This is a genomic window from Coprococcus sp. AF99-45, assembly GCF_027663865.1.
Lineage (GTDB): Bacteria > Bacillota > Clostridia > Lachnospirales > Lachnospiraceae > Allocoprococcus > Allocoprococcus comes.
This window is the reverse complement of the sequence record NZ_JAQDGZ010000006.1, coordinates 40,507-65,738: the sequence shown is the minus strand read 5'-3', so window position 1 is coordinate 65,738 and position 25,232 is coordinate 40,507. Positions and strand designations below refer to the sequence as shown.

At 41.1% G+C, this 25,232-nt stretch carries 26 protein-coding genes; 8 read left to right on the top strand and 18 right to left on the bottom strand.

Annotated features, from left to right (window positions below; genetic code table 11):
• Positions 1–11: 11 nt before the first annotated feature.
• The 3 genes from nrdR to PGR14_RS06775 form a co-directional block, all read right to left on the bottom strand.
• On the bottom strand, positions 12–461 hold the full coding sequence (nrdR, locus tag PGR14_RS06785) for a transcriptional regulator NrdR (protein WP_055262168.1): 450 nt from the start codon (positions 459–461) through the stop codon (positions 12–14).
• Between the two features lie 118 nt (positions 462–579).
• A complete protein-coding gene (locus PGR14_RS06780; RefSeq protein ID WP_055262166.1) occupies positions 580–1,275 on the bottom strand; it encodes an NUDIX domain-containing protein in 696 nt (231 codons plus the stop codon).
• A gap of 81 nt (positions 1,276–1,356) precedes the next feature.
• Entirely contained in the window at positions 1,357–1,614 is a 258-nt protein-coding gene (locus PGR14_RS06775; RefSeq protein WP_055156107.1) for a PRC-barrel domain-containing protein, read from the bottom strand.
• Between the two features lie 278 nt (positions 1,615–1,892).
• Between PGR14_RS06775 and arcC the strand changes: the two genes are divergently transcribed.
• On the top strand, positions 1,893–2,822 hold the full coding sequence (gene arcC / locus PGR14_RS06770) for a carbamate kinase (protein ID WP_022220819.1): 930 nt from the start codon (positions 1,893–1,895) through the stop codon (positions 2,820–2,822).
• A 647-nt stretch (positions 2,823–3,469) separates the two neighbouring features.
• Here arcC and PGR14_RS06765 read toward each other — a convergent pair.
• From PGR14_RS06765 to rsmH, 10 genes are all read right to left on the bottom strand, one after another.
• On the bottom strand, positions 3,470–4,603 hold the full coding sequence (locus PGR14_RS06765; RefSeq protein ID WP_055262143.1) for a toxic anion resistance protein: 1,134 nt from the start codon (positions 4,601–4,603) through the stop codon (positions 3,470–3,472).
• Between the two features lie 21 nt (positions 4,604–4,624).
• Positions 4,625–6,001, bottom strand: a complete 1,377-nt coding sequence (locus tag PGR14_RS06760; RefSeq protein ID WP_243268450.1) for a 5-bromo-4-chloroindolyl phosphate hydrolysis family protein — start codon at positions 5,999–6,001, stop codon at positions 4,625–4,627.
• A gap of 14 nt (positions 6,002–6,015) precedes the next feature.
• On the bottom strand, positions 6,016–6,567 hold the full coding sequence (locus PGR14_RS06755) for a hypothetical protein (protein WP_055156041.1): 552 nt from the start codon (positions 6,565–6,567) through the stop codon (positions 6,016–6,018).
• A 217-nt stretch (positions 6,568–6,784) separates the two neighbouring features.
• Positions 6,785–8,749 carry an ABC transporter permease gene (locus tag PGR14_RS06750; protein ID WP_270223167.1) on the bottom strand — a complete coding sequence of 655 codons (1,965 nt, stop codon included), beginning with the start codon at positions 8,747–8,749 and terminating at the stop codon, positions 6,785–6,787.
• Complete coding sequence (locus PGR14_RS06745; RefSeq protein WP_270223166.1) at positions 8,742–9,509, bottom strand: ABC transporter ATP-binding protein; 768 nt, start codon at positions 9,507–9,509, stop codon at positions 8,742–8,744. Before PGR14_RS06745 ends, PGR14_RS06750 begins: the two co-directional genes overlap by 8 nt.
• Before the next feature lie 419 nt (positions 9,510–9,928).
• Positions 9,929–10,951 carry a sensor histidine kinase gene (locus tag PGR14_RS06740; protein ID WP_055156038.1) on the bottom strand — a complete coding sequence of 341 codons (1,023 nt, stop codon included), beginning with the start codon at positions 10,949–10,951 and terminating at the stop codon, positions 9,929–9,931.
• On the bottom strand, positions 10,948–11,619 hold the full coding sequence (locus PGR14_RS06735) for a response regulator transcription factor (RefSeq protein WP_008371417.1): 672 nt from the start codon (positions 11,617–11,619) through the stop codon (positions 10,948–10,950). The genes PGR14_RS06740 and PGR14_RS06735 overlap by 4 nt, the downstream gene beginning before the upstream one ends.
• 13 nt (positions 11,620–11,632) lie before the next feature.
• Complete coding sequence (locus PGR14_RS06730) at positions 11,633–12,508, bottom strand: YitT family protein (protein ID WP_055247633.1); 876 nt, start codon at positions 12,506–12,508, stop codon at positions 11,633–11,635.
• Positions 12,509–12,717: 209 nt separating this feature from the next.
• Positions 12,718–12,912 carry a LacI family transcriptional regulator gene (locus PGR14_RS06725; protein ID WP_008371413.1) on the bottom strand — a complete coding sequence of 65 codons (195 nt, stop codon included), beginning with the start codon at positions 12,910–12,912 and terminating at the stop codon, positions 12,718–12,720.
• Positions 12,913–12,959: 47 nt separating this feature from the next.
• The gene (gene rsmH, locus PGR14_RS06720) at positions 12,960–14,030 is read right to left on the bottom strand and encodes a 16S rRNA (cytosine(1402)-N(4))-methyltransferase RsmH (RefSeq protein WP_055247631.1); all 1,071 of its coding nucleotides are present in this window, start codon (positions 14,028–14,030) and stop codon (positions 12,960–12,962) included.
• Positions 14,031–14,494: 464 nt separating this feature from the next.
• On the opposite strand from rsmH, the gene PGR14_RS06715 reads away from it, so the two are divergent.
• The 7 genes from PGR14_RS06715 (at position 14,495) to PGR14_RS06685 (ending at position 21,557) form a co-directional block, all read left to right on the top strand.
• Positions 14,495–14,875 (top strand): transposase, encoded by a 381-nt coding sequence (locus tag PGR14_RS06715; RefSeq protein WP_008371407.1) that lies wholly within the window; start codon positions 14,495–14,497, stop codon positions 14,873–14,875.
• 238 nt (positions 14,876–15,113) lie between these two features.
• Positions 15,114–15,875 carry a class I SAM-dependent methyltransferase gene (locus PGR14_RS06710; protein WP_055247629.1) on the top strand — a complete coding sequence of 254 codons (762 nt, stop codon included), beginning with the start codon at positions 15,114–15,116 and terminating at the stop codon, positions 15,873–15,875.
• A 316-nt stretch (positions 15,876–16,191) separates the two neighbouring features.
• Entirely contained in the window at positions 16,192–16,431 is a 240-nt protein-coding gene (locus PGR14_RS06705; protein ID WP_006859036.1) for a DUF6061 family protein, read from the top strand.
• Between the two features lie 249 nt (positions 16,432–16,680).
• Entirely contained in the window at positions 16,681–17,370 is a 690-nt protein-coding gene (locus PGR14_RS06700; RefSeq protein ID WP_009265522.1) for a response regulator transcription factor, read from the top strand.
• Entirely contained in the window at positions 17,367–18,398 is a 1,032-nt protein-coding gene (locus PGR14_RS06695; RefSeq protein ID WP_006859034.1) for a sensor histidine kinase, read from the top strand. Before PGR14_RS06700 ends, PGR14_RS06695 begins: the two co-directional genes overlap by 4 nt.
• Before the next feature lie 151 nt (positions 18,399–18,549).
• Entirely contained in the window at positions 18,550–19,215 is a 666-nt protein-coding gene (locus PGR14_RS06690) for an ABC transporter ATP-binding protein (protein WP_006859033.1), read from the top strand.
• 14 nt (positions 19,216–19,229) lie between these two features.
• Entirely contained in the window at positions 19,230–21,557 is a 2,328-nt protein-coding gene (locus tag PGR14_RS06685) for an ABC transporter permease (RefSeq protein ID WP_006859032.1), read from the top strand.
• A gap of 195 nt (positions 21,558–21,752) precedes the next feature.
• Here the strand turns inward: PGR14_RS06685 and PGR14_RS06680 are convergent, their stop codons facing one another.
• From PGR14_RS06680 to PGR14_RS06660, 5 genes are all read right to left on the bottom strand, one after another.
• Positions 21,753–22,460, bottom strand: coding sequence for a DUF6040 family protein (locus tag PGR14_RS06680; protein WP_008394183.1), 708 nt, complete (start codon positions 22,458–22,460; stop codon positions 21,753–21,755).
• Positions 22,438–24,159 carry a MobA/MobL family protein gene (locus tag PGR14_RS06675; RefSeq protein ID WP_015530716.1) on the bottom strand — a complete coding sequence of 574 codons (1,722 nt, stop codon included), beginning with the start codon at positions 24,157–24,159 and terminating at the stop codon, positions 22,438–22,440. Before PGR14_RS06675 ends, PGR14_RS06680 begins: the two co-directional genes overlap by 23 nt.
• Positions 24,116–24,487, bottom strand: coding sequence for a hypothetical protein (locus PGR14_RS06670; protein WP_015561462.1), 372 nt, complete (start codon positions 24,485–24,487; stop codon positions 24,116–24,118). Before PGR14_RS06670 ends, PGR14_RS06675 begins: the two co-directional genes overlap by 44 nt.
• Positions 24,487–24,801, bottom strand: coding sequence for a hypothetical protein (locus PGR14_RS06665; RefSeq protein ID WP_008394181.1), 315 nt, complete (start codon positions 24,799–24,801; stop codon positions 24,487–24,489). The genes PGR14_RS06670 and PGR14_RS06665 overlap by 1 nt, the downstream gene beginning before the upstream one ends.
• A 140-nt stretch (positions 24,802–24,941) precedes the next feature.
• A complete protein-coding gene (locus tag PGR14_RS06660) occupies positions 24,942–25,172 on the bottom strand; it encodes a helix-turn-helix domain-containing protein (protein ID WP_004843519.1) in 231 nt (76 codons plus the stop codon).
• Positions 25,173–25,232 lie beyond the last annotated feature (60 nt).

Sequence of the window (25,232 nt, the reverse complement as noted above, 5' to 3'; positions counted from 1 at the left end):
TCTTTCCCCTTTTATTCTAATATTTTCTTCAGTTCATCCATGAAGGTATTCACGTCTTTAAATTCCCTGTATACCGATGCAAAACGTACATAAGCAACCGGATCCAGCTTTTTCAGGCTTTCCATAACAATCTCACCGATCTGGCTGCTCGGAATTTCTTTCTCTTCCCGGCTGAAAATCGCTGTCTCGATCGAGTCGATCGTTGCCTGAATATCTGCTGCCGATACCGGACGTTTATAGCACGCCCGGAGTACTCCGCCTTCCAGCTTAGTACGGTCATACTGCTCCCGGTTGTTGTCCTTCTTGATCACGATCAGCGGTATGGTCTCCACCTTCTCATAGGTTGTAAAACGCTTGTTGCACGCATCACAGGATCTTCTCCTTCTGATCGTCGTTCCGTCATCTGCCGGTCTTGAGTCGATGACTCTTGTATCAATGTTACCACAATATGGGCACCTCATCTTTTTTCCTCCTGCCTGGTTCTTGATTGATTCTACTGCCGAATCACGCACATTTTTAATGTCTATAGTATAAATCCTGTATACAAGGTTGTCAACAAATTCACACTTTATCAAAAGGCTATATAAGCCGGCTCTCCACCAGCTTCCATGCCTGTACGATCAGCGCCGCATGGTCACAGGCAATCTGCTCCGATTCTTTTACCTTATAATAAGTCTCTCTTACCAGTCCACTTCTTTCCTTTTTTTCAACGATCGCCGAAATTGTAAGCTCTGCTTCTTTATTTTCCAATGCCAGTCGATAAATGGTTCTCTTCCAATCTCCATCCTCCTTCACCGATTCTGTCTGACAATGAAGCTGCATCCACTTTGCATCCGCCGCATCGTCACCAGCCTGCACCTTTACCTGTCCTTCATCCACAACCGAAAGATACGCTGACGTGATAATCCGTGCCCTTGGATCACGGCCCACATTCCCATAGACTGCAAACTGCTCCATCGGAAGATCCGCCACGCCGGTCTCCTCGGTCAGTTCTCTTCTTGCCGTATCTTCCAGATTCTCATGAAGTTCAATAAACCCACCCGGCAGCGCCCACCAGCCAATGCTCGGATGATTCCGCCTTTTAACCATCAGAACTTTCCATTCTCCGTCCACTACCTTTCTTTTGCAGGAGAATATAACTGCATCGGTTGTCACACAAGGGTTCTTATATTTATAAGGATCATACTCTTCCAGAAATTCTTCCAGCGTCTGTCCCTTTTCATTTTCGTTTCCGTTTCCCCGGAATGGCTCGATTTCTTTAAAAAATGCTGTCATTTTTCTTCTCTCCTTTGTCTTTTTACTTGTTCTCATTTATTTCACTGAGCAGTCTGTACTCTTCTTCCTCTTTTACTATTCTTATTTACACGGCTTCAGACATTTGTCCTCTTTAATTTCCACAAGAATAATATCCTCTCCAATCCTGCGAATACACTCAAACGGAATAATATACTCCGCATCATACCCAAGAAATCCACAGATTCTTCCCGGTCCCGGTACGATCAACGCTTCCACACACCCTGAACAGATATTGATCTGCAGATCTGCAACAAACCCGAGCCGCTTGCAGTCACATATGTTGATGACCTCACGCTCTTTTAATCCGCAAAATCGAATCCGTTCCTCTTTCATACTGCACCATCCATCGGACTTCTTATTATATTATATGAACATCTCCCCTTGTTGTCAGCATGTTTTCTAAAAATCCCCGTCCTTGTGCCATTTAGCTTCTGCCCACCAATAATTCCTTTTTATACTGTGCATTTTTGCCAACTAATGATTGCAATTTCCATAAAAAAATACTATAATTTTTATATATTTTTTATCGCTGTTGTCTGCGTTATATGTTTTTCATACGCAGACAATTCAAATTCTGAGAAACAGAGGGATGTAATATGAAGAAAAAAGTTGTTGTTGCATTAGGACACCGCGCACTCGGAACCACACTTCCAGAGCAGAAGGTTGCCGTTAAAAAAACTGCAGTTTCCATTGCAGATCTTGTTGAAGAAGGATACCAGGTAGTAATCACACACAGTAATGGACCTCAGGTTGGTATGATCCATACTGCTATGAACGAATTCAGCACCAATCATCCAGATTATACCGCTTCTCCGATGTCAGTCTGCTCTGCTATGTCGCAGGGTTACATCGGATACGACCTGCAGAATGCGATTCGCGAAGAACTGATCGGACGCGGCATCTATCGCAGCGTATGCACCGTTATCACACAGGTAACTGTTGATCCATATGACGAAGCATTCTATACACCAACCAAGATTGTCGGACGTATCATGAACGCAGAAGACGCTGCCGCTGAACGTAAAAAAGGCAATTATGTAGTAGAAGTTCCTGGTCAGGGCTTCCGCCGTGTCGTTGCTTCTCCAAACCCGGTTGATATCGTAGAAGTTGATGCCATCCGCACCCTTACCGATGCAGGACATATTGTAATCGCCTGCGGTGGTGGCGGAATCCCGGTACTCCAGCAGAACAATCATCTTAAAGGTGCCAGCGGAGTCATCGAAAAAGATCTTACTGCCGGCAAGCTTGCTGAACAGATTGATGCTGATGAACTCATCATCCTGACCAGTGTGGAAAAGGTATGCTTAAACCACGGAAAAGAAGATGAAGAAGAACTCGATACTATCTCCGTAGAACAGGCTAAACAGTACATGGATGAAGGACACTTTGGAATCTACAACATGCTTCCAAAATTCCAGGCATCCGTAGGATTCATAGAAAAGAAAGAGGGAAGAAGTGCTCTGATTACTTCTTTTGATACTCTGAAAGATGCTCTGAAGGGTAAAACCGGAACTGTTATTGAATAACTGTACAAAAGGGACAACATAAAGGACTCCGTTTTCTGTGGGTAGAAATGGTGAAGAGTCCGTAGAGAAAAAATGCACCAGTAATTTGGATACCGGGCTGATTCGCGGAATAATCCTGATGATTATTCCACTCAGCAGCCCTCTGGATTTCGTGCTTGTAGCACGAAACCAGATCCGAATTACTGGTGCATTTTTTCTAACGGACTCTAGCACCGTTTCTAATCACAGAAAACGGAGCTCTTTATGTCTGTGCGCTGGCAAACTTTTAATTTTAAGAAGCTCCTCACCAAGTATCCTATTATTCCTACCGCCTGTCATCTCCTCCACTCGCCCCATACCGGGGGCAGCCTCCAGGCGTCCCCCCGTGGAATACAGCAAGGCAGGGACAAGTAGATTCTGTTTTTTTATGTTAGAAAGCGGCGATTAGAGTTTGTTGTAAAAAGGCAGCCGATAATTTGGATCTGGTTTCGTGTTTCATACACGAAATCCAGAGGACTGCTGAGCCGAATAATCATCAAGATTATTCAGCGAATCAGTCCGGTATCCAAAATTACCGGCTACCTTTTTACCTACGGACTCTTCGCCGCTTTCTCCTCATAAAAAAACAGAATCTACTTGTTCCGGCCTGTATGTCATCCACCAAACGCTTACCCCTGAACCTGTAACAGCTTCGCTTTCAGTTCAGCTTCGATGCGCTGCATTTCCACCTCTGCCTGCTGACGTTTCTGGCGGCCTTCCTGTTGAATCTGCATAACTTCATCGAAGGTTGCAATCAGCGATTCATTGGTTGCTTTTAAGGTTTCAATATCTACGATTCCACGCTCGGATTCTTTGGCAGTCTCTACAGTAGCAATCTTCAGCTTTTCTGCGTTCTTGCGCAGGAGTTCATTGGTCATATCGTTGACCTCTCTCTGGGCTGCGGCTGCCTGTGCGGAATGTTCTACACCAAGGGCGAGTACCATCTGGCTTTTCCAGAGTGGGATCGTATTGACGAGTGTAGACTGGATTTTTTCTGCCATCATTGTGTCGTTTCCCTGTACCAGACGGATCTGTGGTGCGGTCTGCATGGCGATTGTCTTGGTCAGTTCCAGATCATGCAGCTTTTTCTCAAAACGTTCACATCTGGAATCCAGATCTTTTGCTGCCTGTGCATCCTCGGCAAGTCCACTTGCCATCGCTTTATTCTTCAGTTCCTGTAGCTCGCCGTTTCTTGTCTCGGCAAGCTTCTGCTTTCCGGCAAGCACATACATGGCCAATTCTTTATAATATGTCAGGTTCACTTCATACATCTTGTCCAGAAGCGCAATGTCTTTCATAAGCTGCACTTCGTGAGATTCCAGTGCTTTGACAATATTGTTTACATTGGTTTCTGCTTTTGCATATTTGGCTTTCATTGCCTGGATCTTGTTTCCGCCTTTTTTGAAGATTCCGAGGAATCCTTTTTCCTCTTCCTCATCAAATCCTTTCAGTTCTGTCACCACATCACTTAACAGTGTGCCAACCTCTCCAAGATCTTTTGTTTTTACATTTTCCAGTGCTTTTTCTGAAAAATCTGCGATCTTCTTCTGGGTTCCGGCTCCGTACTGAAGAATCATGTTCGAATTGGCGAGATCAATTTTTTCTGCAAATGCACTGACCATATTCTTTTCTTCCGGTGTCAGGACAATCTCCGGTGTTTCCGGTTCTGCCTCCTGATAAATCTGCGGAGTCTCTTTTTTTTCTTCCTGGAACGGATCCAGCGTCAGCTCCGGTGTCACATTAAATTCTTCAAAATCGTTCATACTCTTCTTCCTCCTGCGACTTTATTTTTTCATTCCGTCCTCTTTCAGCCCTTCCTGTGCAAGCATGGTATTCAATACGGAAATATCCGATGAGACATCCCACATGGTATCCTGAAACAGGTCATCCAAAAGCTTCTCAAACGCCGTATTTAAAGTATCGAGCGTTGCCTCAATCTCACGTTTTGCAGTCTGGATATTTTCTCCATCAACCGGCTGTCTGTCAAGCTGTTCATATGCTTCCAGAAGCTTGATCGTCGTCGGAAGATAATATTCCATCAGCTTACGGATATCCGAAACTGACTGTGGATTTTCTTCCACCCGGTCGAAGATCCGGTCTACCAGCATCTCCATCCGGCTGATTTTTGCGGAAATCTCTTCTCCCGGAATGGCTTCATTACACTCGTGGATCTTTCTGATAAAAGCATCCCCCTGGTCAATGATCTTCTGCACCTCCGGTGCCAGCTTTTCATTCTTTGCTTCTTTTTCTTTTGTATTTTCCTGTGTCTTCTCTTCTTTCTTTACCGGCTCTTCCGCTTTCGACTGCTGTCTGCGGGTTTCGATCTGTAAATATTCTTCATAAGCACGGTTTGACAAGATCAGGCATTTCTTCTCACCATCCATGTGCCCCTGACGGAACCAGCCTTTAGAAATCATTCTTTCCAGATCCTTTGTCACAAATTTTATGGATTTTCCGGAATTGCTTCCGATCTCCGAAATATTGCAATACTCTCTGCCTGCAATCCTGCGGCTGTAGTTCTTGAATCTTCCAACCTGTTTCAGAAGCTTAATGCCCCATCCTGTGATCATGCCACTTGCTGCCGTAAACAGTCCAAATACCGCTCGCATGATCCATAAAGCCCCCGGACTTTCCGGCAAAGAAGCAATACAAGATGCAAGGAACAGAATCAGAAATATAAGTGCTATGCTTCCGCCTACTGCGATCATGACAATTCCGCCTGCCTTTGTTCCCGTCGTCGATCCATACAAGACAGGTGACTGCTGTGCATTGCTGTATCCATACCGGCTGCTGCCCTGTGATTCCGACTTATAGTCCTGCATATCCGGATTCCATGCTCTTCCATTTCCATCCGTTCCGCTCCACCTGTAAGTTCCAAACGGAGGTACACCTCCTCCAGGCGTTCTTCCCCATCTGTCAGTCCCGCCCATCTGTCCATATCTTCCACGCGGTCCTCCCGGACCTCTTCCCATATTTCTCGTTGCCTGATCAAACGCATTTCCAAAAGAACGCATGCCCTGTTCCGCGCCATTTACCGCACCGTTCACTGCCCGGTTGATCGTATCTGTGATCGTCTGGTTCAGCTTCCGGTAATCCTGCGAGTCTACAGCATCCTGCACGGTTCGTCTGATCTCTTCTCCAAATCTTTCCCAATCCTGCATTTTCAGCTTCTCCTTTATTTTGAAAACTTGATTCTGTCGTCAATTCCGTGCGAAAGAACATAATCAAAAACGGTCTTTGGCACCAGATCATCCCACTTTTCATCTGCCAGGATCCTCTGCCGGATCTGGGAACCTGATACCCCTTTTTCCTCTTTGGTCCTTCTCCAGAGGACTTCCACCGGAATTCCAAGCTTCTCAAAACGCTTCTCATTGTTCGCAGTCCATTCATCACAGATACTCATAAAGCAGACCGCACCCTCCGGCAGATACTGCCCCAGATATTCCACTCTGTCAATCGGAAATGGGATGATCTCAAACTCTTCTCTCGGCACTCCGAAACTGAGCAACGTATCACGAAGCATCTCATAACGCTCAATATAAGTCAGAGGATTAGCGCTCCGTCTTACCCGGTAATTATCTTCCTCACCCCCTGATACGTGCAGATCATCCGACATAGTGATTCCTATATAAAGCCTTTTGCAGCGCATCTTTGCCGCCAGAATATATTCCACATGTTTGAGATGCAGAATCTGAAATCTTCCATATACCAGCCCTTTTTCTATCATTTATACGTCCCTTGCTTTCTGTAATTTTATCTTTTCAATGATGTTGAGGCCAAAAGGTATTTTGACCCCTTTGATACCAGATTGCTACGTGCTTTGCACTCTCGCAATCCTTTTCAATTAGTCTATCTGTATTCTACTACAGAACGGTCGTTCTTAGCAAGAAATACCTCTGTATACGACAAAAAGATGACTTTCGTCACCTTTTTGTCTTTTTCTTCTATTCAACGATTTTATAATATTCTTTTGCTGTTATCACAAATATGATCACATAAAAGACTGCAAAAATTCCCACTGTACCGGCAGTGCATCCGAAGAACAGCTTTGTATTTTTCAGATAAAATATGGCTAAAAGCTTTGTGATCACCGGAAATGCAACTGCAATATGGATGATTGCCATCGCAAGCGGCAGGAAGAATACCATCAAGATCTGGCTGCGGATCGAGCTTTTGACCTCGCGTTTGCTCATTCCTATCTTCTGCATGATCTGATAACGTTCTCTGTCATCAAAGCCTTCAGAAATCTGTTTGTAATAAATGATCAGCACCGTTGCCATCAGGAACAGGCTTCCAAGATACATCCCAATAAAAAACACACCGCCATACAGGCCAAAGAAAGTCTCTTTTTCAAGATATCTTCCCTGTACACCAGTATTTTCAAATTCACTTTCTGCCTGTGCTTTCAACTCTTTGACAGCTTTCAGCTTCTGCTCTTCTCTGCCCCTTAAATTGAATGACTCTATCCATTTTACCGGTTTGTCCTCTGTCTCGAGCTGGTATTTTTTCAGATAGTCTTCCATAAACTCTTTTTCATCGCTGACGATCATATAATATACATTTTCTGTATTAGAATCACTCTTCTTTCCAAAAGGTGCAGTATCCAGTTCCTTCTTAACCATCCATGTTTCCTCATCAATCCTGATCGTATCCTTTCCGTAATTTTCCCCATTTGTAAAAAGAATAGCTTCCTTATCCCCAAGCTCCATCCTTTCGCCGGTCAGCTGATTATAATCTGCCAACCTAATCACATCAAAAAACACTAAATCAGATGACGAATTATCCTTTATCATAGCAGAAGTATATTCTTCTCCGTTTTTTATCTTAACAAGCTCTGCCATATGCCAGCTCTTCTCATCTGTGATCTCTACCTGATTATCCCGGCAGATCTTTTCCACCATGTCATGCAGCTTCTGATTTTCCACATCATCAGATACCGAATTTGTGATATATACTTCCTGCGGATACCTTGTTCTTAAGACATCCTCCTTTCCAATGTACAAAGATACGGTAGACGAAATGATCACCAGAACCATAGTACTGAGCACACAGATATTTGACAGCCCGACTGCATTCTGCTTCATCCGGTAAAGCATGCCGGATACGGATATAAAATGCTTTGTTTTATAATAGAAATTTTTGTTTTTCCGAAGCAGCTTTAAAAAAGCAATACTTCCTGCTGTAAAAAGCGCATAGGTTCCGATAATGACACAGATTACTGCGACAAAGAAAAGTTGAAGCGCCTTAAGTGGTTCTTTTGTCGTAATCGCAATGTAATAACCGATTCCAAGAAAAATGATTCCAGCCATAGTCAGAAACCATTTGGTTTTCGGCTCGCGCTCGCCCTGACTTCCCGCATGCAGAAGATCGATTGGATTGGCAAGCCGGATCTGCAAAAGATTATAGATCAGAGTCAATGCAAAGATCAGCGTGAAAAAGAGAACGGTATTTCCGGCAATCTCCCATGACATCCGAAATGCCAGTTTATCGTCATAATGAATCATTCTTTTCAGAAGTGCATACATCAGCTTTGCAAGCGCAGTTCCGAAAAAGATTCCACCCAGAATACTGACCGCACCGGTTACAACCGTCTCGATCACCAGCATTTTCGCAAGCTGCGGTTTCCCCATTCCGAGAATGTGATACACTCCGATTTCTCTTTTCCTTCTTTTGATCAGAAAACTGTTGGTATAAAATAGAAAGATCAGTGCAAATATTTCAATTACATGAACACTCAGACTTAAAATAATCTGTAATGCTTCCTGGTTCATTGGCGAATTTGCCGCCAGATTTGCCATCATATAATACATCATCACCGTTAAAATGGCCGTCAATACATAGGGAATATATGACTTCCGGTTATTTTTCAGATTGGAAATGGCAAGCTTTGTGTAAATCGATCTATTCACGGTGCTCACCTCCTGTTGTGAGAACCGTCAAGGTATCGGTGATCTTCTGGTACATCTCGTCACTGGTCAGATTGCCACGGTAAAGCTGATGGAAAACTTCCCCATCCTTGATAAAGAGGACTCTCTTTGCCGTGCTCGCTGCTTTGACACTGTGCGTTACCATGACAATCGTCTGCCCGTTATCGTTGATCGCATTAAAGAGTCCCAGAAGTTCATCCGTCGATCTGGAATCCAGCGCACCGGTCGGTTCATCGGCAAGGATCAGCTGCGGTTGTGTGATTAGAGCACGTGCAACGGCTGCTCTCTGCTTCTGCCCACCGGATACTTCATATGGATATTTGTTCAGAAGCTTACTGATCCCCAGCTGCTCTGCGATCGGCGCGATCCGGCTCTCCATTTCCTTGTATTTCTTTCCAGACAGGACCAGCGGAAGGAAAATATTATCCTTCAGGGTCAGTGTATCCAAAAGGTTGAAATCCTGAAAGACGAATCCAAGATTCTGCCGCCGGAATGCTGCCATCTCTTTTTCCCGGATCTTGCCAAGATCATTCCCTTTTAAGTAGACCTTTCCACCGGTCGGCTTATCAAGTGCCGCCAGGATATTCAGAAGTGTAGTTTTGCCACTTCCGCTTTCTCCCATAATTGCTACATATTCGCCTGCTTCTACGGAAAAGCTGACGTTATGCAGCGCCTCTACCTGATTTCCTCCGAAACGGGTTGTGTATATCTTTTTTACGTTCTTTACGTCAAGTAATGCCATGGTTTTTATGACCTGCCCTTCTTTTTTATTTGATAAAGTCATTATAAAAAAGTAAGGGATTTCCTTCCATCGAAGTAAATGACAATTTGTGTGGGGTTTCTTACATTTTTGTAAGGATCGGGTTGGAAAAGACTCATTTGGTGAAAGAGACGCCGCCAGAAAAAATAAATATTCCAAATTCCTTTGTGCAAACCATTCCGATGAACCACTTAGGACGGGAATCATGTTCGGCAATGGCCTCCATGATTCCTGTGTTTCATCTCCATTGCACAAACATGGAATTTTCCATATTTATTTTTTCTGGCGGCTGTGTAGTTCAAATGAATGAGCATTTTCGATTGGTCGATCCCTGCCAAAAAGTAAATTACAGTTTGATTCCGTTGTTGAAGATTTTCTAAATCTTTCACCGATTGAATTTTTTACTCTATCCGCCGATGTTCACGGTCAAAATTTAAGTATACTTTTGTTCCTTTTTCTGGTTTTGATTCAATCCAGATAGTATGATGGAGACGATCTATGATTGACTTACAGAGATATAATCCTATTCCAGTGGACTTTTTATTTGCTCTTCCATTGTAACCGGTAAAGCCTTTTTCGAAGATTCTTGGGAGGTCCTCTTCGGCGATTCCGATTCCATCGTCAGCAATTACCAGAATTTTGTCTTCTGTGTAGATTGATATTTCTCCGCCTCTTGCGTATTTAACTGCATTGGAGAGAATTTGTTCGATGACGAAGGTCAGCCACTTTTCATCGGTCAGGATCTTCTGATCCTGGATTTCAAGGTGAAGTCTTGTTCTGGTCATGATGAACATCTGGGAATATTTGCGGACTGCCTGGCGGACGATTTCTTCCAGGCTGCAGATCCGGAAGGCGTAATCGGAGGTTGCGGAACCCATTCTGAGATAGGTGAGTACCATATCCACATATTGTTCAATCCGGAACACCTCCATTTTCATGCTTCGGGTAAGTTCCTGTGCTTTCGGGCTTTCCTGTACTTCTTCCAGTTCTTCCCCGCTCTGGATCAGGACACCGAGTGCTGCAATTGGAGTCTTGATCTGATGAACCCACATGCTGTAATAATCAGACAGCTCCTGTTTTTCAATCTGCACAGAGGATTCCAGCTCCTTTTTCTCTTCGTAAAGCTGCCGGATCAATTCCTGGTACATTTCGCTTTCCCGGCTTTCTGCCTCCGGAAATCCTCCTGCCTCTGTCCGGATTTTTCCCTGATTTTCTTCCAGTATTCTTTGTCTTTTTTCATAGCGTATGAAAACAAGTGTAAACCAGATCACATTCCATAAAATCACCAGAAGGAACGCATATCCTGCAATCTCCACCGGAATTTCATAGATCCAGAAGATGACTGCAAAGAGAATGCCCGAAACAAGAACCGCTATTCTCTCCGGTCTTTTTTCTTTCCAAAATGCCCTTAAAATCTCTGTCATACCAGCATGTACCCGATTCCTTTCTTTGTCCGGATCACATCATGCATTCCGGCTTCCTCCAGCTTTTTCCGAAGTCTCGCCACATTTACTGTAAGTGTATTATCATCGATGAATTCGTCACTTTCCCAGAGTCTGGTCATGATCGCATCTCTGGTCACAAATTTTCCTGCGCTCTCAAAAAACATCTGACAGATCTTGAACTCATTCTTGGTGAGTTCAATCTTCTGCCCGGCTATTGTAAGTGATGCATCTCCCAGATTCAGCAGCATTTCTCCATGCTCAATGATATTTGCCGTTCCCTGAAGTGCATATGCTCTTCTAAGCACCGCCTGCACCTTTGCTGTCACTACGTTCAGATCAAACGGCTTCTCGATAAACTCATCTCCGCCCATGTTCATTGCCATCACGATATTCATGTTGTCATTCATCGATGACAGAAAGATGATCGGCACATTGGACAGCTTCCGGATCTCCTGGCACCAGTAGAATCCGTTGTAAAACGGAAGCCCGATATCCAGGATTACAAGCTGTGGATCTGTCTTTTTAAATTCTTCCATTACATTTTTGAAATCACGTACACATACTGTCTTATAATTCCACTTTTTCAAATGCGATGCCAGCCGCTCTGCGATCGTGTTATCGTCTTCAACAATCAGTATTTTATACATTTATTCCTAACTCCTAAACTCTCTTCTGGAAGTTTCCGTACACCTTAACCCCTTCATCTACCGTAGTAAATGCTTCCGGATCCAGTAAATACACCATGTTCAGGATATCTTCTACTTCAAATTTATTCACGATCGTCACCAGAACATAATTGTGTTCACTCGTAAATGCACCTTCACCATTCCACTGCGTAACACCACGTCCGGTTTCTTTCATGATTGCCTCTGCGATTCCCTTCTTCTTCGTGAAAATCAGCATTCTCACATTGATGTTCTGAAAATGCATCCTGTCCAGAGTTACCGTGTAGAAGAACAGGTAGACGACCGAATAAATCACCGTTGAGATATCAAAAACTAAAAGATAAATGGCATACAGTATCAGATTGAAGATGGTTCCCAGTTTTCCAACGGACATTCCCGCATATTTTTTCGCCATCCAGATACCGATAACCTCGATTCCACCACCGCTTCCTTTTGCCGTCAGCATGATTCCGATTCCGGCTCCGGTTACAACACCACCGATAATGATTCCAATGACAGGATCAGCGATCACTGCTGTTGCCGGAGATGGTACGATTGAAGTAAATAAACTGATTCCTACCGTTCCAAGGATTGTATTTATAAAAAATGTCTTTCCGATTTTAAACCATGCAATAAATAAAATCGGAATGTTGAGCAGTAAATAAATGATACCATACAGGTTCAGACCTGCAATTTCCTTAATCCCGATCTGTCCTGCTCCATAACTTAACAGCTGTGCAAGACCGACTGCTCCCCCGCTGTATAAATTCATAGGGATAATAAATACATTCAGACCAACTGCGTAGATCAGACAGCCCACTATGATCCAGACAACCTGCATTCCCCTCTTCTGTGGCAAAAAATTGTTCATACTCTTTCTTTCCTCCTAGCTTCCATTTTGATACCAGATATTTCATAACTTTTCCATACAGTATATCATGCCGGCATCTGAATTTGTAGACTAAAGTACAAATCGGCTTATAATTTTCTGTTATATATTTTAATCATTTTTCAAATAACAAAAGATGCCGCTCTGTTATCTTTTCTGATAACTTTGCAGCATCTTCTTACCTCATAAAATTATTTCTTCAAATACTCAGAAAGAACTTTTACAATAAATTTATGGTCATCTTCATGATATAAATTAGAAACAGTATAACCATGTGTAAATGCTTCATCCTGTGCTCCCTTTGCCATTTCCGAAAAAGCATTATCAATATCCGGTATCACAAGTCCAAGTGTCCTTGTGCTTGCTTCTTTTAATCCCTTCGCCAATCCTTGATTTTTGTTTTGTCAATATTCTAATCAGCCTACACTTACTTTTACTCCGCCTTCACAGCCCAGCGCATCTTCGTAGATCTTGCACGCCCATTCTGTGCACACTCTTCTGCCGAAGGCCGGACTACATCTTTGGCATATTCGGAATAAACTCCCTCGCGATATCCTGCTTTTAAAGCTTTCTTCACAAGTTTGTCTTCTCCTGAATGGAACGTCAGAATCGCCACTCTTCCCCCCGGCTTTAAAGCTCCCGGCAACTTCTCCATAAATTCATACAGTACCTCAAATTCGTGATTCACATCAATTCTGAGTGCCTGGAAAGTCCGCTGACAGGTTTTCCTTATAATATCTTTTTTCTCCTTATTTTCTGGAAGAAAAGATAACGTCTGTTCAATCACCTGACGCAACTTTGTCGTGGTATCAATCCGGTGTCCTTTCCGGATTTCCTCTGTGATTGCTTTCGCCAGTTCCTCACAGTACGGTTCATCCGAATTTTCATATAACATCCCGGCAAGTTCTTCTCTGGAAATCGTATCCAGCCTTTCGGCTGCGCTGATTCCCTTTTCCTGATTCAGGCGAAGATCCAGAGGTCCGTCCACTTTAAAAGAAAATCCTCTCTTCGGGTTGTCAATCTGCATGGAAGACACACCCAGATCTGCCAGAATAAAGTCAAAGCCCCCAACTTCCTTTGCAATCTCATCAATAGTACAGAAATTCTGAAGGCGGATCGTTAAAATATCCTCTCCAAATCCTTGTTCTTCCAGACGTTTCTTTGTTTTTGCAGATTCTTCTGGATCTACATCTGTCGCATAGATGTGCCCTTTGCCTTCCAAACATTGCAGCATTGCTTTTGTATGTCCACCATAGCCAAGTGTTGCATCAAATCCCACCTCTCCCGGCTGGATCTTCAGGAAATCAAGAATTTCCTGCACCATGATCGAAATGTGCATTCCGGCAGGTGTATTTCCTTTCTGAATGACATGGGCAATCATGTCCTGATATTTCTCCGGCTGTAATTCTTTGTATTTTTCTTCAAATTTTCGTGGATATTTCCCCTTGTACCTTGTGCGGCGCTTGTGAACGCCTTGTTCAGTGTTCTTTTCCTGTTCTGACATAAGTTGTCTCCTTACTTGTTGATTTATTTTTGGCTTTTCGAATATCTATTCATTGACTTCTTTGGAACTTTCCCACTATCCAGTCAATACTGCCCACTTCATCCATTGACTCAATTCCAACTTTCAATTTTCTCAATCATCCATTATAAAAAAATCCGCTATACGAAGCATCTGTCGCTACTGCAAATTCTGCAATAGCAACTCCTCTCCAGTATAGCGGATTTTTTATAGAATTTCTATCTTTTCGCAATTTTTATCTCTTTTTATAGAGAACTAATTCCGGATTTTCTCCTTCGGCTTCATAGGTACAGATCAGAATAATTTCCTTCATCAACTGTTTCTTGAATGTTTCAAATTCCCCATGATCACCAAGTATAATGGTCTCATAAATTAAGACACTTTTTCGGACATTTTTTAATGAATCTGATATACTAAAATCAGTATGAAAGAGAGGATTCATCAGTATGTCCAGACAAAGAAGAAACTTTAGTGCCAAATTTAAATCAGACCTAGTAATCGAGCTGCTTAAGGGCGAGAAAGATCTCAACACCCTTGCAACCGAGAATAATATCCAACCAAATCTGCTCCGCAATTGGAAGAAAGAATTTCTTAACAATGCTACCGCCGTGTTTGATGACAAGCGTGAGGAAAACCTCAAGGATAAGCTTGCCGAAGAACGCAAGGAAAAAGCAGAGTATGCAAAAAAGGTTGGTCAGTTAACTATGCAGGTTGAGTGGCTCAAAAAAAATCTGAAGAAATTTGTGGACCTGACTACGAGAGTAAGTTTAGTCCAAAACCTTTTGACGACTAAAGAAATCCCAGCAAGTCGAATGGCAGTGTATTAAAATTAGGTGGATGTAATTGAAGAAAAAATATGATATCATGTGAGTAACAAACTTGAATTTGTTTAATGGTTGAATTTCTGAAAGGCGGTGAAGCAATTATGCAGTTTGTTCGAGGTAATTACTCGGTGCAGTTATAAAATCTGGTAACAGGTTGCATCGAGGTCAAAAACTTATGTTATCAGGTAACTGCACCCTATCGTAAAACATAAATAACAATACGAAAAGGAGTAGTTATACAATGAATAAAGAACAGTTATTAAATGAATGGTTGGAAGAAGAAAAGGTTGCACATATTCATGGGTGGGATTTTTCTCATATACATGGAAAATACGAAGAAGAAAACGATTTACCTTGGGATTATAGTAAAATTATTCGTCACTATTTATTGCCTGAAATGAAACTATTAGACATTGATACAGGTGGTGGAGAGTTCCTTCTTTCATTAAAACACCCTCTTTGTCATTTGAGTGCAACAGAAGCATACTCACCCAATGTCGAATTATGCAAAGAAAAATTACTTCCACTGGGGGTAGATTTTAGGGAAGCCGATGGACTTACAAAACTTCCTTTTAATAACGAAACATTTGATATTGTAATAAATCGTCATGGAGCTTTCAACGAAAATGAAATATGGCGAGTATTAAAACCCAAAGGAATTTTTATTACGCAACAGGTAGGGGCAGAAAATGATAGGGAACTTGTTGAGCTATTATTAAACGAAATACCACCATTACCATTTCCTAAGCAATATTTGCATAAAGTACAACAAGCATTTGAAAAAAAGGGGTTTACAACCCTTGAAGCAGAAGAAGTGTATCGTCCAATTAAATTTTGGAATGTAGGTGCTCTCGTTTGGTTTGCACATATTATTGAATGGGAATTCCCTAATTTTGATGTAAAGAAGTGTTTGTTAAACTTATACCATGCTCAGGAAGTGTTAGAAAAGAATGGTGTAATAGAAGGCAGAATACATAGATTTCTTTATGTGGCCCAAAAATAATTTTATTATATCTTGACAACTTTCAGTTGATATTTCACATATTTTAGGAAATTTAATAACTGTTATATTTGATTATCAAATTCTTCGCAAACCCTTGAAAATACTAAGTTTGTAGCAAGTGAACTTTCCCTTACTCTTTCCCTTGTGTTACATTTTCCCATTGCTTTTCATGAACCTTAATATGGGAAAAATTAAGGGAAAGAAAATTTCATAACACAATATAACATATAACAATAACGACATGGTGAACTGATTGAAATGTTTTCGATATTTAACTCTGTAACTGATTATCAAAAGAAAATGGAGATAAGATACGATGAGAACAATTTATGCAGAATATAATATAAACCACGATAGTATTGATGTTTACACAAGTGCTGGATATATGCTTCGCATTGATTGCTGGGAAGCTGAAAAAAATTTAAAAACCACATATGGATCAGAATGTGCGCTTACTTCATTGGCTGTGGATGAGCCTTTGGAATATGCAAGATTATATCTTGATGGCAATTTACAGATGTGGGTGGATACAGAAGATTCATTAGAACTTTATTAAGCAAGAAGTGAGATAGTGTTGTAGGGAGTTTCCTGTAGTTAAAGATACCACACCCGATATGATGAACCCACGCTTATACACTACCAGCTATGATAAAAGAAAGGACAGCAATTTGACACTGCTGTCCTTTCTTTTATAAAATTGCAGTACACAGAAAAAAGCTGTAAAATGAAAAATATATTTGTCCTTGTAACAATTCTCGGACATTTGCCTGTTATACTATCTGCAAAAAGAAAAGGAAGTGATAATATGAAGCATATTTTAATTGTCGAAGATGATAATCTTTTGAATAAAACGCTTACTTATAATTTGGAATTGGACGGTTACACAATAACTTCTGTTCTGAATGCAAGGACAGCCGCTGAATCATTAAAAACAAACATTTTTGATTTGGTATTGCTGGATATAAATTTACCAGACGGAAATGGTTATGACCTATGCCGTCTTATCAAGCCAGAGCATCCTGATACAGTAGTTATATTTCTAACTGCCAACGATCAGGAAAGCAATCAGATACGGGGATATGAAGCTGGTGCAGTGGATTATATCACGAAACCTTTTTCGATTAGTGCTTTGCAGCGAAAAATCAAAGCCATGTTCGCTATGTTGGAGCATCACAAACCAGCTAAGGATATTTACGAGGATGGTAGCTTGTTTCTGGATTTTTCGGAACAATTTGCAAGTTTGAACGGGAAACCATTAGCACTTTCTGCGATGGAATATAAAATGTTGAACCTATTTCTTAAAAATCCGAAGCAGGTACTTACTCGCCAACAATTTTTAGAAAAACTGTGGGATGTTGATGAAAAATATGTAGATGAACATACCCTTACTACTTCTATCAGCCGTATTCGCAGTAAGATTGAAGCGGATGGCGACACATATATCAAAACGGTTTATGGTATGGGGTATCAATGGACAGGAGGCGAAAAGAAATGAATCTGAATAACCTTTCTGCTAAGAAAATTTGTAGACTGGTTAGTGCTGGCATGGTTTTCTCTATGCTGGTAATTACCGGTATTTTCGGCGGTATAATGCAGGATATACGAATTTTTATAGTGGGTGGAACATTGACACTCTGTGCGTTTTTCTGGATTTGGCTATTGGTGCTGATTTTTGGAAAACGCCTTTCTCATTTTACTTCTAATTTGTGCCGGACGCTGGACAACATGATTGATGGAAACGAGGAATTACAAAAGTCAAATGATAGTGAAACTCTTTTTGCCCGTATCAACCACCGCTTAATTCGGTTGTATGAGATTATGCAGAAAAACCGGCACAAGGTAGACATGGAACGACAGGAGCTTCAAATGCTGATTTCTGATATTTCACATCAAGTTAAAACGCCTGTCAGCAATTTGCAAATGGTAACGGACACACTTTTAACAAAGCCTGTTTCAGAAGAAGAACGGATGGACTTTTTACAAGGCATACGTAGTCAGACTGATAAACTGGATTTTCTGTTCCAAGCACTGGTTAAAACGTCCCGGTTGGAAACCGGAGCAATACGATTAGAAAAGAAAGACAGCAGCTTATTCCATACGCTTGCACAAGCCATGAGCAGTATTGTATATGCCGCAGAGAAAAAAGAAATTGCTGTATCCGTGGATTGCCCGGAAAATTTGATAATCTCCCATGACAGCAAGTGGACAAGCGAAGCCCTTTTCAATCTGCTGGACAATGCAGTAAAATACACTCCGTCAGGTGGAAAGATTTCTGTATCAGTGGTTCAGTGGGAAATGTACGTAGAGGTCAAAGTGACCGACACCGGCAAGGGCATTTCAGAAAGCAATCAGGCTGCCATCTTCCGGCGCTTCTATCGTGAGGAAGAAGTACACGATCAACAGGGTGTGGGAATAGGTTTGTATTTGGCTCGTGAGATTGTAACAAGGCAAGGGGGCTATATCAAGGTTGTTTCAGAGCTGAGGCAAGGCTCAGAATTTTCTATTATGCTTCCTGTAAGGTAAGATATAACCACTTTTTTTGAAATGTCCGAGCGTTGTAACATTTCACTCTGATTTTCGATAAAAATTTTTTCTATCTCGGACATTTGTGTAACATTTGTGGTTTACAATGGCTTTATCAACAGATAGAAAGCCTTGAAAGGAGCATTTGAATATGAGCATTTTACAAACAATCGACTTAAAGAAGTATTACGGCACAGAACCAAATATTACTCGTGCCCTTAATGGTGTAAATTTTACTGTGGAACAGGGAGAATTTGTTGCCGTAGTTGGAACTTCCGGCAGCGGTAAGTCTACATTGCTTCACATGATGGGAGGACTTGATACCCCCACTTCCGGCAGCGTGATTGTACGGGGAGAAGAACTCGCAAAAAAGAATGATGATGAATTGACAATTTTCCGCCGTCGTAACATCGGATTTATCTTCCAAAATTATAATCTGGTTCCGATTTTGAATGTATATGAAAATATCGTCCTGCCTGTGGAACTGGATGGCGATACAGTAGACCAGAAATTTATGGACGAAGTTGTGTATATGTTGGCTTTAGAAGATAAACTGGAAAATATGCCGAACAATCTTTCAGGCGGTCAACAGCAACGTGTAGCGATTGCACGAGCTTTAATTACGAAGCCTGCGATTATCCTTGCTGATGAACCGACCGGAAATCTTGATAGCAAGACCAGTGCAGATGTGTTAGGGCTTTTGAAGCATACCAGCGGAGAATTTAATCAGACCATTGTAATGATTACTCACAACAACGAGATCGCTCAACTCGCAGACCGCATTGTACGGATTGAAGATGGTAAAATTGTTGGCTAAAGGAGGTGGGAATTATGAATTATCCTTTTGAAAATGATACCAGTGCAGTAATTAAAAAATTAGCACGAAAAAGTGTGCGTTTTGATAAGAAGAAAAACTTATTTTGCCTTTCGGCAATTATTGTAGCCGTTGCTATGATAATGATGTCGTTGCTCACAGTGCAAAATATCATTTATCAAAATCAGAAAGAAATCGAAGGATTACATCAAGGGATTTTCTTTGACATTACGCAGGACAGTAAAGAAAAGTTGTTAGCAAACGAAGAAGTAAAAAGTGTAGGACTTTCCTGTAATATCAAAACAGTGAAAGAAAATTCTAAAGAACTGTCTCTGATTTATTATGATGATGACATGCTTAGTTTGATTCCTGCCTTTGACGGAAAATATCCAGAGAAAGCAAGTGAAATTGCTGTTACAGATGCCTTTTTTGCCAGTGAAAATAAGTCTCCGGAAATCAACGCCATAGTTCAGTTGAATCTGGATGGTACTTTGAAGAATTATACTATTGTTGGTATTTATCATGATAAAACTTCTACCGCTTATCCTGTTTTTGTTTCACTTGAAAAATGCCGGGAATTACGTGGAAATAACCTGCTTAATGGATATGTTTGGCTTGAAAATGCAGATACCCTTACAAAAGACGAAGCAACAGAAATATTATCTCAAATTTCAGAGGAGACTGGACTGAATAATTGGACAGTCAGCAGTTACTATGATTATGTAAATACAACTTTGTCCTTCAGTAATTATGCGGTATATGGTGTAGTTGCTGCCATTTTGTTTTTAGCTGCCGCACTTGTAATTTACAGCATTTTCTATATTTCGGTTGGACAAAAAGTTGCTGAGTTCGGACAGCTTCGGACAATAGGGGCAAGTAAAAAGCAAATTTATAAAATAGTTCTTAAACAGGGTTATATGCTTGCAGTTCCGGGGATTTTAATTGGTAGTATCATGGGAACGATCATCAGCTATTGTCTGCAATCAAAAGGCTGGTCAGTATTTGCATTTATTGTTTCTCTATGTGGCGCATGCCTTTTTGGAATACTGCTTGTTTATATTAGTGTTCGTAAACCAGCAAAAATTGCAGCGAATACTTCTCCAATTTCCGCCCTGAAAAATCCAGTGGGAATTGTAAATTACCGCACTCACAAAAGACATCGTATTACGCCTGTATATTTAGCGAAAATCAGCTTTTCCAGAAACAGAAAAAAATCTCTATTGACCATTTTATCATTGGGACTGTGCGGAGTTATATTTTTCCTTGCAGCAAGTTATCAGAGTTCTTTTAATGCCGAGAGTATGGCTCGTTATTGGGATATGAAGTACGGAGATTTCAAAATCAGCATTGATTTAGAAAACGAAAGTGAAAATTTGGATGCTCTCTTGCAGAAAGAATATTTTTCTGATTATGTAAAGCGTGTTGGAGATATAGAGGGAGTTAGCAATATATTTACTTATGCTACCGTACCAGTTGATTTCTCAACAGACAATGATATTTCAGATAGCACCTTGATGCTCGGCTATAATGAAAAGGATTTGGCGTCGCTAAATGCAGCGGTTTTGTCTGGAAATATTACTGATGATACAGAATTAGTTGTAAGTGATCCCGAACGTATTTATGATGTTTACCATTGGAAACCTCAAATTGGGGATACTGTGACCTTTAATTTCAAAAATCATAGTGGTAAAACAATAACAAAAGCATTCAAAATTGGTGCAATCACTTCCAGCAATGATGGAATGGGTGGCTATATTTTCAGAATGCCGGAAAATATGCTCAAAGAACTTGCAGGTTATGACTGTACATACGCAATCGAAATACAAGCAGAAGCTGAATATCAGGAGATAATCGAGCAAGAACTCAAATTACTCGTTTCTGACAATAGGGATGTTCGCTTACAAACCCTTCAAGATTTTATTGTAGAACACCAATCAGACAATCGTGCAGGTTTTACATTAGCTTATGCGATTGCAGCCATCTTGTGGATATTTGCGGTCATCAATCAAATCAATCTTACTGTGACAAATCTTTTATCACAGAAACAGGAAATGGGCACACTAAAATCTATTGGTATGACAAATAAGCAGTTGAAGCAAGCATTTATGATGGAAGGTCTTTTTACTACTTTGATTGCATTGCTTATAACTGCTGTTGTTGGAATCCCCGGCGGATATGCAATCGGTATATTTTTGAAAAATGCAGGCATGTCTACGGGATTTGTATTTCCGGTTGTTGCTTTTACTCTTTTTGCTGTTGCTATGTTTATGCTTGAAAGTTTGATGACAATATTGCTTATTCATTCATGGAAGAAGCAATCTGTTATTGCAATAATGCGAAATTGATGATAGAAAGCTTTTCATATCTCGGTCAGCTCCACAATTACATTACTCTGCTGATACAGCCAGTCCGTAAATTCTTTCGGGCTGGCTGTTCCTGTTTTTACAGCCTTTTTTCTCTGTAATACTTCTTTTCATACAGTAAATTTTCACTAGGCTGGTATGGAGTAATTTTACTGTCTATACAGTAAGTTGAAAATACTAATATGGTCTTTTTTCTAACCAAACTTTAAGATAACATCTAATTCCAACATATGCGCCCTGCGAAAGTACGAAAAGCAATAGAAGATTTACTGACAGTACTTTTTTGATTGATTCTCCAAAATAAATGACAATAGCAACACTTGTCAGTATCATTAGTAGAGTAATAACATCCCAACAGTTTTTCTTATATAATTCTATAACCTTTATTTCTATCAGTATCGCCAGCATCCCTGTTCCTGCCATACATATTCCTACAATCAATATTAGCAATAACCAATATACCATTCCGGCTATAAAAGCATTTGGAATTTTTGTACTAATCTGTGCCGCAGAATGCCCGGCATCAATCGTCCATCCGACAAAGGTTTGTATGAATGATGCTAAATCATTGAAGAATGATTTACAATCGACAAGGAACATATCTGACTGTACTGCCTGAAAAAGAGTGGTTGTCAACGAATACCATGCAAGAAGGAACAAGGTTGTTTGGAACATTACCGTTTTTGCTTTATACTGTCCTGCAAGTCGCTCTTTTTGTGTTTCGTATTTTGCTTTTGCATTCTGATAGGCTGTCCGGTTACAGGCTTCACATTTTTCATAGAGTACCGGCTTTTCTACCGGTATTTCTACGATTTTCTGATGTGTCCGGGCATAATCCCGTTCCTGTGTTAAATAGCATATTTTATCTTGACATTCCTCTATCATGACGTTTGCGCTTCGCAACTTCTCTTTCTCGATCCGCAATGCTCTGTCTGCCAGCTTCAAGTCGTTCTTTAATGCTTGAATATTCCCGGCTCTGTTCTCTTTGTTTAATTTCTCGTTCAAGGTCAGAGATTCGCTGAGCTGCGTCTTCAGTTCCACGATAAGCTGTTCTTTCTGTTCTAGTTCTTCTTGTATCTCCTCGGTCAAGAGCAGAAGTTCTTCCAACTGTTCGGCGTTCTTTGATTCTCTGGATTCGTTCATCTATATCACGTCCTTTCTCTATCTGCTGTTCCAGTTCAGCAATTCGGTGTTCTGTTTCAGTAATAAACTGTTTTCGCTGTTCAGCTTCTGTGCCAATTTCTGCCATTGCTGATTTTCGTTTTCCAAAAGCTCTATCTTCGTTTTCTGTTCTTCCATCTTGGAAAGCAGTTCCTCGGTATTTGGCAAAATGTTGAGCAGCTCGGATAACTCGTTGTTTAATTTTTGTAATTTCTGATTCTGTTTTTGCATAAGAGAGAGTTGAGTGTCCCGGTTCTGCATTTCCAGAATCATTTCTGCCATTAGGTTCTGCTGTTCTTCGATTTGACCAATCATGGATTCCATTAAGGGTATAATTTCCCGGCTTTCTTCTAATGTCATTTAATCGCTCCTTCCATAATGATAATGCACCCGATACTTTCCCAAAGGTGTTTAGTATCTTTTGCAATAACGTGTTTTGTTGTTTTATGATTTGATTTTCCGCTACTTTCCACGAGCCTTTTATTTCCTGCCCGGCAAAAAACTTTTGTTCAATCTTTCTTGCGTCAGCTCCTTCATGGATGGTAGGAATCTGGAGTTTTCCCTGCTTTTCATAAGAACGATGATCAACTTGATTATGCAAAGGCAGATGTTCATTACATACCTTTGCCCATTCACTCCGCCACAGTTCACAATTTTTTGGATTGTTCCATCCAGTAGCATCGGTCAGCACCCGTTTCCATTGCAGGCGGTTTCTTGCTCCAATCTTCTGAATTCCGTTTTCGTCTAATACAGGGATACGGATTCCATGACGGTCAGGGTTTTTCTTATCCTGCCACCAGTTCGGATGGGATTCATCAATCACGATATTTCCGTTTTTATCTCTGACAAAATCCCAATCCTTGACTTCTTTCTTTCCCCAAGAATGATCCGGGTTAAAAGGACGCATAGTTAGAAGCAGATGGACATGGGGGTTGCCATCCCCTTTGTCGTGGATACTCCAATCAGCGCACATTCCTCTATCTACAAAAGTTTTTTGGATATAGTCGGTTGTATATTGAATTTGTTCCTGTCTGCTCCATTCTTTGGGGAGGGCAAATTCAAATGACCTGCCAAGTTGGGCATCTGCATTTTTTTCAATCTTCAATACCTCATTCCATAACCTCTGTTTCTGAAATGTGATTTTGAATTTTTCTAAAGCAGCTTCTTTATCTTCTGACCTTTTGTAGCGGACAGATTTTTGAAAGCGTTTTATATTTTCTTCTGGTACTATCTGCCATTCAGGAGGTGCGTTTTCACACATCATCAGACTGGTGTAGACCACTTCTTTTTTAGAAGTGTAATAACTGATTCTCCCGGTTTCCTCGTTTTTCATCACATCCCCATTGAGATATGCGGAAGCGGAGATAACAGATTTCCCTTTACTTCGTCCGACTATTTTGATTGTGTAATGAAAAATCGCCATATCTGGATTCCTCCTTTCTGCACATCCGGTATAGATTTCCGGCAACATTGCTTTCGATTTTAGAAAAAGCAGCATTGCCAGAACGCCCTCTGCGTAAGAGTGCCCTGCGCATAGCAGCCTGCATGGAATGCGCCTCTCTGGCGAAGAGTGCCTCCTGTGGCATGAGCAGGTCTGGCTGAAAGCCCCGCCGACGGAACGAGCCCGGCAAGCGTGAGCGCAGACCGGTTGCCACTTGTGGCAAACTTATTGGGACGACCTCTGGTTGTCCATAAGTGCGCCCTTCATGAAAAAGCAATGAAGGGAATGAAAAACTCATCCCATCCGCCATTACACTTCCTCCATATCGGTATTTGTTTCTTTCTGCATTGCCTTTGAGAAAAATTTCCCATTGGCTTCCTGCTTTTTCAGAAAACCAATCAGCTTTGGGATGTCTTCCTCCTCAATAGTCGCACCAAGAACGGATTCCACCGCACCGCCAACCTGACAGAGCCTATGGGTTCGTTTTTTACTTTCTTCGGCTTTCTTTCGTTTTAGAAGTTCTTTCTTCTGTGCTGCATATCGTTTTGCTTTTTCAAGGCTTTCCTGTTCCTTCTTTTCCATTTCAAGCATTCGTTCTTCATAACTTTTTGTTGATTTTGCCATTCTTACATTCTCCTTTCCTTCACAAACATAAGTTCTCGGTTGCGTATCAGAAGAAGCACATGGTATAATCTTCTTGCGTGTAGGTATATCATGGCTTCGGTCTGATAGAACCTTTGGCGGTTTCTTCGGAAGCCGCCTTTTTAATTTGCCGCAGTTCTTGTTACGGCTTTTACATTTCCTCTATCCCTCAAATCACGACCTTCATTAGCTTCCATAAACATTTCCAGAATATCGGTTTTAATCAGGACTTTGCGACCAACCTTTAATACTGGAAGTTTCTTCCATTCTACAAGCTGTCTTAAGGTATTTCTGCCGATTCCCGTATAGTCAGCAGCTTCTTCGATGGATAATGCAATTTTTCTTTGCGTCATATAATCACCTCCTTATAAATTGCATTATGCAATTCTTGTGATGTAAGTATATCCTTTTCA